At 60.2% G+C, this 11,400-nt stretch carries 10 protein-coding genes; 6 read left to right on the forward strand and 4 right to left on the reverse strand.

Annotated features, from left to right (window positions below):
* Nucleotides 1-108: 108 nt before the first annotated feature.
* Both AC3WKX_RS33340 and AC3WKX_RS33345 read right to left on the reverse strand, forming a co-directional pair.
* Entirely contained in the window at nucleotides 109-1,239 is a 1,131-nt protein-coding gene (locus AC3WKX_RS33340) for a catalase family protein (protein ID WP_003211127.1), read from the reverse strand.
* Between the two features lie 31 nt (nucleotides 1,240-1,270).
* On the reverse strand, nucleotides 1,271-3,082 hold the full coding sequence (locus tag AC3WKX_RS33345; protein ID WP_102606422.1) for a di-heme-cytochrome C peroxidase: 1,812 nt from the start codon (nucleotides 3,080-3,082) through the stop codon (nucleotides 1,271-1,273).
* A gap of 246 nt (nucleotides 3,083-3,328) precedes the next feature.
* Between AC3WKX_RS33345 and bamJ the strand changes: the two genes are divergently transcribed.
* From bamJ to AC3WKX_RS33370, 5 genes are all read left to right on the forward strand, one after another.
* Nucleotides 3,329-4,069: a BamJ family beta-barrel-assembly machinery protein gene (bamJ, locus tag AC3WKX_RS33350; protein WP_003211122.1), complete on the forward strand. Its 741-nt coding sequence runs from the start codon at nucleotides 3,329-3,331 to the stop codon at nucleotides 4,067-4,069.
* 463 nt (nucleotides 4,070-4,532) lie between these two features.
* Nucleotides 4,533-4,988 (forward strand): YkvA family protein, encoded by a 456-nt coding sequence (locus AC3WKX_RS33355; RefSeq protein WP_003211120.1) that lies wholly within the window; start codon nucleotides 4,533-4,535, stop codon nucleotides 4,986-4,988.
* Nucleotides 4,989-5,085: 97 nt separating this feature from the next.
* Entirely contained in the window at nucleotides 5,086-5,424 is a 339-nt protein-coding gene (locus tag AC3WKX_RS33360; protein ID WP_003211117.1) for a helix-turn-helix domain-containing protein, read from the forward strand.
* Nucleotides 5,421-5,792, forward strand: a complete 372-nt coding sequence (locus AC3WKX_RS33365; protein ID WP_003211116.1) for a hypothetical protein — start codon at nucleotides 5,421-5,423, stop codon at nucleotides 5,790-5,792. Before AC3WKX_RS33360 ends, AC3WKX_RS33365 begins: the two co-directional genes overlap by 4 nt.
* On the forward strand, nucleotides 5,792-6,178 hold the full coding sequence (locus AC3WKX_RS33370) for an SEL1-like repeat protein (RefSeq protein WP_102606421.1): 387 nt from the start codon (nucleotides 5,792-5,794) through the stop codon (nucleotides 6,176-6,178). The genes AC3WKX_RS33365 and AC3WKX_RS33370 overlap by 1 nt, the downstream gene beginning before the upstream one ends.
* A gap of 1 nt (nucleotide 6,179) precedes the next feature.
* On the opposite strand, the gene AC3WKX_RS33375 is transcribed toward AC3WKX_RS33370, so the two are convergent.
* Nucleotides 6,180-7,958, reverse strand: a complete 1,779-nt coding sequence (locus tag AC3WKX_RS33375) for a bifunctional diguanylate cyclase/phosphodiesterase (protein WP_023659268.1) — start codon at nucleotides 7,956-7,958, stop codon at nucleotides 6,180-6,182.
* A 112-nt stretch (nucleotides 7,959-8,070) separates the two neighbouring features.
* Nucleotides 8,071-10,152 carry a carboxy terminal-processing peptidase gene (locus AC3WKX_RS33380; protein ID WP_023659269.1) on the reverse strand — a complete coding sequence of 694 codons (2,082 nt, stop codon included), beginning with the start codon at nucleotides 10,150-10,152 and terminating at the stop codon, nucleotides 8,071-8,073.
* A 138-nt stretch (nucleotides 10,153-10,290) separates the two neighbouring features.
* Between AC3WKX_RS33380 and AC3WKX_RS33385 the strand changes: the two genes are divergently transcribed.
* The gene (locus tag AC3WKX_RS33385) at nucleotides 10,291-11,253 is read left to right on the forward strand and encodes a zinc-binding dehydrogenase (RefSeq protein WP_087694978.1); all 963 of its coding nucleotides are present in this window, start codon (nucleotides 10,291-10,293) and stop codon (nucleotides 11,251-11,253) included.
* Nucleotides 11,254-11,400 lie beyond the last annotated feature (147 nt).

Here is an 11,400-nt window from a genome sequence, read left to right on the forward strand (position 1 = left end):
GCAAGAGCGTTTTGCTTACTTTTGCGCTCTTCAAAAGTGAGCCGCTGTAAGAGCGGAACCAATAGCGGCCATAACCGCAGCAACGGATATGCACCCAATACCGCGGAGCTACAAATTCCGGCTATGCCGATAATCACTGACCGCCTCATACACCGCCTTACGCAACCGATTAATCCCCCCAATCGGCCGATGCGCCTCCACCCCAAACCACGGATTAAACGACTGATTATCACAAGCCAGATTCAACGCCGGCGTATCAAAATCCTGCGCCGGAATCACCACCTTGGCCACCGTCTCAAACGGCGCATCACTCTCTTTCCATTCAATGCTGGTGTCCTCGATCGGCATGAACTTCTGCGGATTCTGCCGCTGAATCTGCAACACAAAACACGCCGCCACCCGGTCCGTCGACAGTTGCTGATTCAACGCACTGCGCAAAAAGTTCGGCAGGTCCTGATTCTGTTTGGGCAGCACATACGCAGGACACCCCTGGGGATCCGGCGCCACCCGAAACTTCGCATTCGCCGCCCCAAACTTATACGGCGACACCGAGAAATACGTCGTCTGCGTAGGACTCACCGGCGGCGGCGCCAACGTCGCCAGCGCGATAAACAAATGCCGCACCTGCCAACTGCGCGGATCCACCCCGGGGAAAAACGCCATGACTTTCTTGCCATCGGCCTGAGCCGAAATGTTCTGCGCATACTCCGCCACATCACTGACGAAAAAGTTCGGATGGCTGAACATCACAAAGTCCTGCTCACCCCGCGCCTGCTGATCCGCCAGCAGCTGTTTGCCTGGCACGTCCAGCAACTTGATCGCCATCCCCCGGGCATCCCGGATGCTATCGAACTGCGGATACGCATTGCCGTTGGACAGTCGCATCATCGCCTGCCAGGTCTTGCCCGGCTCGGCGAACACGCCCTGGCGCAGGGCCGGGTCGAGGTCCGCCAGTACGCTGACCTCGGCCTTCACGCAGCCATGGGCCTTGGCATGCGCATCCCGCAGGTAACGCGTGCCTTCGCGGTGTTGGTCGACGATGCGCACGGCGGTCTGGATGATGCCCTGGGTCATGGCCGCTTCACCCGGCGGGATCTGTTCATCCGGCGATACCGGGCCGCTGTGCTGCCAGGCAAACCACAGGGTGGACAGCAACCAGCCCAGCAGGCCCAGGCCCACCAGCCACAACAGGGTCTTGCCGAGAAACGCGCCGAGGCGCAGCCAAAGTCGAGCGAGCATTTAAAAATCCTTTTCTGCGAAGTCGGTTGGGTCAGGGCAGTTGCTGTTCCAGCGGGCCGCCCAGCACTTTCAAATATTCCAGCAGCGCCCAGCGTTCCTGGGGCAGCAAGCCTCGGCCAATCACCCCGTTGCCACGCTGCCCGGCACGGAATTCGTGGCCGCTGTTGTGGTTGCCGGTGATGCGCGTATCGAACAGGAACGCGTTGGGGAACGCGGCGGTTTGATAGCCCAGGTGGCGCGGGTCGTATTCGAAGGTGCCTTTATAGAAGGTCGGGCTGCGCTCGTCCTGAGGCGAGAGCAATTGGTAGATCGTCGGCACCGAGCCGTTGTGCAGGAACGGCGGTGTCGCCCACACCCCGGCCAGGGGCCGTGCCTTGTAGGCACGCAATTCGCGTACGCCGATCGGCAGGCCGAAGCCGTCCAGGCGCGGGCGTTCGGCAGGTGTCACACCGGCGGCACGGTAGGCGTGGTCTTCGACAAAGGCGGTGATGTAGGCCAGGCCTTTGGCTGAAGAGAGGCTGCGCAGGTCCAGCGGCTCGGTGGGCGTGGGGTGCAGTTCGACGTTCATTTTCGCCAACTCCGCCGGGTCCCATTGCAGGGCGCTGAGGTCGAAGCGGTGGTCAGCGATATTGTTGGCAGTAGCGGGGTCGGTGCCGATCACCTCCACCGGGAGCATTTTCAATTGTCGCACCGGGCGGCCATCGACCTGGGACACCGCTGGCACGTGGCAGGCGGCGCAGTTTTCCGCGAACAGTGCGCGACCCTGGGCGGCCAGCGGTTTGTCGATGGCGCCGAACAGGTCTTCGGGCCAGGTGGGTGGCTTGAGCCGTTGCAGGGTTTCTTCGATGGTATTCAGGTCGCGAACCCGCACGCTGGAGGCGTAGCGCGCATCGCCCTGGAGCGGCTGGCCGGCGCTGTCGAAGAAGTCCAGGGTGGCGCCGACGCCCAGGGCTTCGCCGATATTGCGGGCCATGGGTTGTTGGGCCGAGCCATTCCATTGCACCCAGTCGAAGGTCCAGATGTCCCACAGTTGCGGGTAGTCCACCGGGGCGTTGGCGATGCGGTAGTTGTCGGGGGAAATGGCGTCGCCGAAGCTGGCGTTGGCGATACGGCCAAAGGCGTCGGTGCGGCCCGGGCCTTCTTCGGTGGGGTAGAGGCCACGGTGGGTGTCGTTCCAGGCAACTTTGAGGAAGTTGTTCAGGGACTTCTTGAAGTCCTGGCGCAGTTGCGCTGCGGTCTGGTCGTCGTAGTCATGGCCCAGCACGGTGCGGGCAAAGCGCTCGAATTTCCACGGGTTGTAGTAGGTCGAGGCCAGGCTGGCGACCAGTGCCTGGCCGAAGCTGCCGCCGCGCAGGGTCGGCACGCTGGACGGCAGCACATGTTGCGCCGGGCCACCGTCGATCCGCAGGCCCTGGCCTTTGAAGTTCAACTGGCCGGTGTGGCAGGCGGCGCAGGTGATGTCGAGAAACTCATCATTGCTGCCAGTATTTTTATGCCGGGCGAAACCCACCGGCAGGTTGCCGGGGTTTTGTGCAGTCGGCACTTGCCTGGGATCTACCAGGAAACCGAAGCGCGCCAGGTACTCGGGCGTGGCGAAACGCTGTTCGGAGAACGGCAGTTCCAGTGCGGTAAACCAGGCATAACGCAGGCCCTTGACCTGGGTGCCCTGGGGCGTGAAATAGTAGGTCTGGCGATCTGCGGCGCTCCATTGATCCTGGTAGTGCACCTGTTCCACCGGCACGTAGACCGGCAGCTTCGGGTTGACCACGTAATAGAGCACCACCGCCAGGACCAGGCCCAGCAGTATGAAAATCATCAGCAAAACACGGGAAAAAATGCGCAAGATAACTATCCTTGTCGAGTTGTAGCGTTCTTATGCCATCAGGCCAGCAGTGCGGCAAGTGGCCATGAGTCTCGTTCCAGCGCTGCTGCCGTCCGTTGCAGGGCCCTGGATTGAATGAAAATGCTTTTAAACACGTGAACTTATCAGAAGTTTCCTGCTCACATGCCGGTAGCCATTGGTCGTGGCCGCCTGATAAGCTCGCGACTTTACTCGAATGCCCTTTTGGCACACGAACAAGGAAATAGCATGAAACAGCATCGGTTGGCGGCGGCGGTGGCCCTGGTTAGCCTGGTACTTGCGGGTTGTGATTCGCAAACCAGCGTAGAGCTGAAAACCCCGGCGCAAAAAGCTTCCTACGGTATCGGCCTGAACATGGGCAAAAGCCTTGCTCAAGAAGGTATGGATGACCTGGACTCCAAAGCGGTAGCCCAAGGCATCGAAGATGCCGTCGGCAAGAAAGAACAGAAGCTGAAAGACGACGAGCTGGTCGAAGCCTTCGCCGCACTGCAAAAACGTGCTGAAGAGCGTATGGCCAAGATGAGCGAAGAGTCGGCAACTGCCGGCAAGAAATTCCTCGAAGAAAACGCCAAGAAAGACGGCGTTGTCACCACTGCTTCCGGTCTGCAATACAAGATCGTGAAGAAAGCCGACGGTGCTCAACCCAAGCCTACCGACGTAGTGACTGTTCACTACACCGGCAAGCTCACCAACGGCACCACCTTTGACAGCTCCGTGGATCGCGGCAGCCCGATTGACCTGCCGGTCAGCGGCGTGATTCCAGGTTGGGTCGAAGGCCTGCAACTGATGCACGTTGGCGAGAAGGTCGAGTTGTACATCCCGTCCGACCTGGCCTACGGCGCGCAGAGCCCGAGCCCGGCGATTCCAGCCAACTCCGTGCTGGTATTCGACCTGGAACTGCTGGCCATCAAGGACCCGTCCAAGGCAGACGCTCCTGACGCACCGGCGGCTCCTGCTGCCAAGAAGTAATCAGCGCCTGAACACACAACGCCCCGTCTCGACGGGGCGTTGTTGTTTCTGGCCCGTGCGATCGTTCCCACGCTCTGCGATCGTTCCCACGCTCTGCGTGGGAATGCATCCCGTGACGCTCTGCGTCACCATTGCGCATAGCTCAAGCCTAGCGCTAACAGCAAGCGCGGAGCGCCACAGGCGGCATCCCCACGCAGAGCGTGGGAACGATCAGCTGAATCCAGGGCAAATTCAACCGAACCCATGCGGGCTAGAGCAGTCTGATAAAAGACCCGAGTACGGGTAGACGCAGATTATCTCCAAGTCAATGAATTCTTGGGTTTTTTTTATGTGCGCAAAAAACGCCCGATCTGACTGTAGGCCTTGTATTACGTGGCTTTCAGCCTGGAAAATAGGCTCTGTTCACAAGGTTATCCACAATTTGTGTGGATAACCTTTTCTGTCGCCTGGAACTGGAGTGACGATGAAAGCCCCGTTTAATTTCACCCGCTTCCTGCCCATGGCTGCTCGCCTGCTTGGCCGTGGGCGCTTGCCGACGTTGCTGTTCGCGGTCGCCGCCAAAGGCTCGAGCCAGGGCAACCGGCTGGGCAAGCTCAAGGACGACCTCAAGCTGCTCCAGGCCTTGTGCCTGGCCTACTGGCGCGGCGAGTACCGGGCCATCAGCCCCAAGGCGCTGATTTCGGTAGTGGCAGGGTTGATGTACTTCCTGAGCCCGATTGACGCGATCCCGGACTTTATCCCGGTGTTCGGCATGCTCGACGACATTGCTGTGCTGGCGTGGGTCATGAAGACCCTCGACGGCGAACTGAGCGCCTTTCGCGCCTGGCGCGAGCGTCAGCTCCCCGAGAAACTTGCGGTGGTTGAGCGCCTTCCTGCGACGCCTCAGCTGCTTACGCAAGAACACCTGAAAAAAAACTGAACCTTGGGAATATCCCCCTGCGCTCTTTGTGGCTGTTAGGATTACACTCCTAAGGAAAGTACTTACGAAGTAAGTGTTGTGATCCTACGGGGCAGTCATGGATATTCAGATAATTACAAAGGATGGCGAGCCCGAATATGCGGTTCTGCCATGGGCTCAGTATCAGGCGCTGTTAAAAGCTGCCGGTCAGCAACAGCCAACGCCTCCCGCTTCGACCATTAGCCAAGCCACTGCCGAGCCGGATCTGCGCCCCCTGGAGCAGCTGCGAAGCCTGCGCGAGGCCAAGGGCCTGGCCATCGAGGTTCTGGCGCGCACAGTGGGCATCAGCCCGTCTTACCTGGGCCTGATCGAAAGCGGTGAACGCCAGCCGGACGCTGCCATCCGCCGCAGCCTGGCCTGGGAACTTGGCGTTGCAGGTTGGAGGGACGAAACGTGAGCGTACGCATCAGCCGTCAACATTGGGATGGGTTACTCAACGAGCTGGACCAGGCGCGCCGACAGCGCCACCTCTTGACCTACCGCGCCTTGCTGGAGCGCCTGCAATTTCCCACGCCGGCCATGCAGACCCTGACGGCTGCGCTGGAGCACCTGGCGGCGCTGGATGCCAAGGCCGACCAACCACTGCGCAGTTCCCTGGTGATCAGCCAGGGCGCCAGTCGCCTGCCACGTACCGGTTTCTTTGAATGTGTGGAGCGTCTCGGGCGCTTCTGCGGGCCGTCCGATGGCGTGGCCGCAGCGTCGTGGCACGCATCCGAAGTGGTTCGAGTATTTGAATACGATTATCCCGAGTCAGCGGAGGCGTAGTGTTCTGGAAGCTCAAGGCGTATGCCAGTTACTGGCTGGCGCGCAAGTTGTTTCATTGGTCCTGGTTCGTGCGACAGCCGCGTGGCTGGCAGTGGCTTGAAGGCCAGTTCGCGCGCATGGCCAATCTGGGCGACGTAGGAGCACAGAGTTTCTACGGACATATCCTGACGTTTCGTGGCAAGGGCCTTGGCGCCCGTGAAGAAGGCGTGCGACTGTTGCGGCTGGCGGCCCTGGCCGGCGACGGCAAGGCGGCCTACCAGATTGGGGTGTTGAGCTTTGCGGGCAGCCTTGGCAAGGCGCCTGATCCGCTGGAAGCGGCACGCTGGTGGAAAATCGCCGCCCGAGCCGGGCACCCGTTGGCGCAGATGCGCCTGGAGCAACTCTGATCTAGAGCGGCTGCGGTTCTGCCTGGCCCAACTCCAGGCTGTCAATCACATGAATGCTGTAGCCCGCCACGTTCTTCGCGTGGTGCTTGGCTTGCGAGGCCAGTTCCGCCAACTGGCTGGCATCGAGTTGTCCACAGGCCTGTGGATACAAATGCACCACGCCGATGGACAGCGACAGCAGCGCAAACTCCTGGCGCACGCCCTGGCGGTTCAGTGCAACGAAACAGCCCGCGTCCAGATGCTCGCTGCGATAGAAGCGCCGGCACTGGGTGTGGAAGTCGTCCAGCAGCTGGTTCAGCCGCTTGCGCCAATCCTGCGGCCCCAGCACCAGCAAAAAGTCATCACCGCCGATATGCCCGACGAAGTCGCGGCTGGGGTCTACCCGGTCGTTCAGGCATTGCGCCAGGCACAGCAGCACTTCATCGCCCCGGCCATAGCCGTAGATATCGTTGAATGGCTTGAAACTGTCGATATCGACGTAGCAGATCACAGACTCGCGTTGTTGCTGCAACAGCCGCGTCAGGCACTGCTGGATGGGGACGTTGCCCGGCAGCAAGGTCAGCGGGTTGGCATAGCGTGCCTGCTGGATTTTCAGCTCGGTAATCAGCTTGAGCACATCGATCACCCGGCCCAGCCCCAGATAATCGCCGTTGAGGGTGATGATGAAATCTTCCTCGATCCGCTGGCGTGCGCGACTGGTGAGCAGGCGGCTGACCTGCTGCAAGGACTGGCTCAGTTCCACCGCGAGAAAGTCATCGCTCATTAACCGGCTGATGGGCTTGCGGGCGAACAGATCGGTGGCGAACGGCTTGAGCAGCGCATCTGACAGCGAGTGCCGGTGCACGATGCCAATCGGGTGGCCACGCTCATCCAGCACCGCCAGGGAATTGAGGTTGGCCTGGCGCCGGAAGGCTTCCAAAACCTGCGCCGTGGCAGTGTGCTGGCCCACGGCCGGTTGTTCGTTGAGCAGGGCGCTGAGGTCGCTGCCTTCGTCGTTCAGCGCGACGTTGGCGTTGTCGGGCTTGGGCAGCATCAACCGCGCTTCCTGCGGCGGGTGTTCCTGGGGGCGGCAGAGCAGGTAGCCCTGCACCAGGTCAACGCCCATTTCCGTGAGCACCGCCAACTCTTCCGGCAACTCGATGCCTTCGGCGATGACCTGGGCCCGGGAGGCCTTGGCGATTTGCAGGATGGAGCCGACAAACTCGCGCTTGAGGGCGTCCTGGTGGATGCCGTCGATAAAGTGTCGATCGATCTTCACGTAGTCCGGGCGCAGCTCCGACCACAGCCGCAGGCTGGAATAACCGGCACCCAGGTCATCCAGGGCAATCGAAAAGCCCATGGCGCGGTAGTGGTGCAGCGCGGTTTGCAGCAGTTGAAAATCGTCGGTCGGGGTTTGCTCGGTCAGTTCGATCACCACCTGGCTGGGCGGGATGCCGAAGTCGCTGAGCAGTTGCAGGGTACGGCCGGGCTGGTGGGCGGTCTCCAGCAGGGATTCGGGTGAGACATTGAGAAACAGCTTGCCCGGCAGTTTCTGCTCGCTGAACCGCCGGCAGGCACTTTCCCGGCAGACCATCTCCAGCTCACTGAGACGCCCGGCGTGACGGGCCACGGAGAACAGTGCGACAGGGGAGTGCAACGGGCTGTTGGACGGGCCGCGACTGAGGGCTTCATAACCGATGACGCGTCGTTCAGACAGGGAAATGATGGGTTGGAACAGGCTGTGCAAACTGCCTTGAGCCAGGATTGAGCCCAATGCATTCAGCTGTTCGGTCATGGTCATGATTTTCTCGGGTCGAAAAAAAAGGACCTGCTTTGGCAGGTCCTTCATTTCACGACAGAATGATGTCTATTTGATGACACTCCGAGGAGCGTTCACATTAAATCGCCATCATTTACTGCTTGGCCACCGTCTTGCTGATTTTCAAGTAGTCCAGCAGGATGCGCCCGGTCTCGCTCAGGTAGGCATCATCTTCCGGCTTGGTTTTATCAGGCTCGGCGGCGATCGCGTCTTCGTCTTCTTTCTTCAGCTCCTTGAGTGGGGCTTCCCCTTTCGCCTTGCGGCGGGCGTTCTCCAGCACCAGTTGCTGATTCTCGATGTCGGTGTGCTGCGCACGACGGTCGGCTTCGTTCAGGCTGACGGTTTTCTCTTCCATCAACTTCTTGGCCAGGGCCAGTTTGTCGCGGATGAAGATGAACTCGGCATCCTTGGCGGAGCGGGCTTCGTGATCAGCTTTCAACTCTGCGATGTACGGTTTGAACGGGTCTACCGCAGGCTTGATCGCAGGACGGATGGTGTCCCACGGCATCGCCTCGGGCAGGGCGCTCTCGCCGATTTCCTTGGTGTCGATGATCGACGGGAAATCGACGTCCGGCAGTACGCCCTGATGCTGGGTGCTCTGCCCGGAAACCCGGTAGAACTTGGCCAGGGTCAGTTTCAGCTCGCCATGGTTCAGCGGCTGGATGGTCTGCACGGTGCCTTTGCCGAAGGTCTGGCCGCCGATGATCAGCGCACGGTGGTAGTCCTGCATCGCGCCGGCAAAAATCTCCGAGGCGGATGCCGAGAGGCGGTTGACCAGCAACGCCATCGGCCCTTTGTAGAAGGCACCCGGGTTCTCGTCTTCCAGCACGTCGACACGGCCGTCAGCGTTACGCACCAGCACGGTCGGACCCTTGTCGATAAACAGGCTGGTCAGCTCGGTGGCTTCCTGCAGGGAACCGCCGCCGTTGTTGCGCAGGTCGATGACCACGCCGTCGACTTTTTCCTTCTGCAATTCTGTGAGGATTTTCTTAACGTCGCGGGTGGTGCTCTTGTAGTCCGGATCACCGGCGCGGAACGCTTTGAAGTCCAGGTAGAACGCCGGGATCACCACCACGCCGAGCTTGTAGTCCTTGCCATCCTGCTTGAGGTTGAGGACTTGCTTCTGGACGGCCTGGTCTTCGAGTTTCACCGCTTCACGGGTGATGGACACGATCTTGCTGGTCTGGTCGTTCGGTGCGTTGGTGTGCGGAATCACTTCCAGGCGCACCACGCTGCCTTTCGGCCCGCGGATCAGCTTGACCACTTCATCCAGGCGCCAGCCGACCACGTCGACCATCTCTTTGTCGGCCTGGGCCACACCGATGATCTTGTCGGCCGGGGCAACCTGCTTGGTCTTGTCGGCCGGACCTGCCGGCACCAGACGCACGATCTTCACCTGGTCGTTATCGCTTTGCAGGACGGCACCGATGCCTTCCAGCGACAGACTCATGTTGATATCGAAATTTTCCGCGTTATCTGGTGACAGATAATTGGTGTGCGGGTCGTAGGACATTGCGAAGGTGTTGATGTAGGCCTGGAAGATATCTTCGGCACGGGTCTGATCCAGACGTGCCAGCTGATTCTTGTAGCGCTTGGTCAACAGTTCCTGGATGGCCTTCGGCTCTTTGCCGGCGATCTTCAAGCGCAGGACTTCATCCTTGACGCGCTTGCGCCACAGGTCGTCCAGCTCGGCTTCGGTGGTCAGCCAAGGAGCGTCCTTGCGGTCAACCAGCAAGGTCTCTTTCTTGGTGAAGTCGAACTTGTCGACACCTTTGTCCAGCTCACCAATGGCGAAGTCCAGACGCGCTTTGACGCGGTCCAGGTAGCGCTTGTAGATGGTGAAGCCGGGCTGTAGGTCACCGCTCTTGAGGAAGTCGTCGAACTGCGTCTTCCACTTGTCGAACTCGGTGATGTCGCTGGCCAGGAAATAGCTGCGCGAGGGATCCAACAGCTTGAGGTAGCTGTCGTAAATGATCACCGAACGAGCGTCGTCCAACGGCGGCTTGCTGTAATGGTGGCGCTTGAGCAACTCGACGACGTTAAGGCTGGCAATCACCTCATCGCGATCAGGCTGAAGGTTGTCCCAGCTGTTGGCTGCGAACGTATTGCTCGACAGCGGCAAAAGGCCGATACCGATAAAAAGAGCGAGGGCGGTGCTGGGGAACAAATGCTTCATGCTGATTCGACGCGGGGGCAATTGATAACGCATATTAGGCCGTCTTTGAAGTCGCCGGTTCCATATGGGCCGGTCGCATAATGCAAAAAGCCCGACGCTACAGCAACGGGCTCAGTCCAGACTCACTATGGAGGCACTGTGAAAGCATTGCAAGGCGTTGAAGGTCATGTGGAGTGGCAAGAAGAGCCAAGTCCTACATGCGATGTAGGCCAAGTACGCATTCGCGTGGCGGCTGCGGGCCTGAATCGCGCCGATTTATTACAGCGTTCGGGGCTTTATCCGCCACCTCCCGGTGCCAGCCAGGTGCTGGGCCTGGAGTGTTCCGGGGTGATCAGCGAAGTCGGCGCCGGTTCGTCGTGGCAAGTGGGTGATCGGGTTTGCGCCTTGCTGGCTGGCGGCGGGATGGCTGAAGAAGTGGTGGTGGATGCGCGTCACGTATTGCCGGTGCCGGAGGGCGTATCCCTGGTCGAAGCGGCCGGGTTGCCCGAGGTGTACAGCACCGCGTGGTTGAACCTGTTCCAGTTGGCTGGCCTCAAGCCCGGCGAGAAGGTGTTGTTGCATGCCGGTGCCAGTGGGGTGGGCTCGGCGGCGATTCAGTTGTGCAAGGCGTTTGGCAGCCCGTGTTGGGTCAGCGTGGGGTCGGCGGATCGCCTTGCGTACTGTGAAGCGCTGGGGGCTCAGGGGGGTGTGGTACGTACTGACGGCATCGAGGGCTTGAGGGATTTTGGACCGTTCGATGTGATTCTTGACCCGGTGGGGGGGAATTACGCGGCGCTGAATCTCAAGCTGGTGGCGCGTGATGGGCGCTGGGTGTTGATTGGGTTGATGGGGGGGCGTGAGGCGCAGATCGATCTGGCGCAGGTGTTGGCCAAGCGTGTGCAGGTGTTGGGGTCGACGTTGCGCAGTCGGGATGATCAGTTCAAGGCTGACTTGTTCAGTGACTTGAGCCAGCATGTTTGGCCGTTGTTTGCCGAGGGGCGCTTGAGTCCGCAACTGGCCAGGACGTTTCCGATCAAGGATGCCGAGGCTGCGTTTGCGGAGCTGGCGACTAATCGGATTTCAGGGAAGCTGGTGTTGGTGATTGACGAGAGTCTGACCTGATTTCAGATGCGACATTTGTGTTGGGGGGGGAGTTGGGCTGGGTGTATATCCGTTATTTTCGTAACGGCGACTATTGGTTCCGCTCTTACAGCGGCTCACTTTTGAAGAGCGCAAAAGTAAGCAAAACGCTCTTGCCCCACCACTCGG

It is taken from the genome of Pseudomonas sp. GP01-A4 (assembly GCF_058780865.1).

Excerpts from the sequence above, each read along its gene's own strand:
- AC3WKX_RS33375 (WP_023659268.1), bottom strand. The coding sequence starts at position 7,958 with ATGACCATGACCGAACAGCTGAATGCATTGGGCTCAATCCTGGCTCAA.
- AC3WKX_RS33355 (WP_003211120.1), top strand. The coding sequence starts at position 4,533 with ATGAAAGCCCCGTTTAATTTCACCCGCTTCCTGCCCATGGCTGCTCGC.
- bamJ (WP_003211122.1), top strand. The coding sequence starts at position 3,329 with ATGAAACAGCATCGGTTGGCGGCGGCGGTGGCCCTGGTTAGCCTGGTA.
- AC3WKX_RS33360 (WP_003211117.1), top strand. The coding sequence starts at position 5,086 with ATGGATATTCAGATAATTACAAAGGATGGCGAGCCCGAATATGCGGTT.
- AC3WKX_RS33340 (WP_003211127.1), bottom strand. The coding sequence starts at position 1,239 with ATGCTCGCTCGACTTTGGCTGCGCCTCGGCGCGTTTCTCGGCAAGACC.
- AC3WKX_RS33380 (WP_023659269.1), bottom strand. The coding sequence starts at position 10,152 with ATGAAGCATTTGTTCCCCAGCACCGCCCTCGCTCTTTTTATCGGTATC.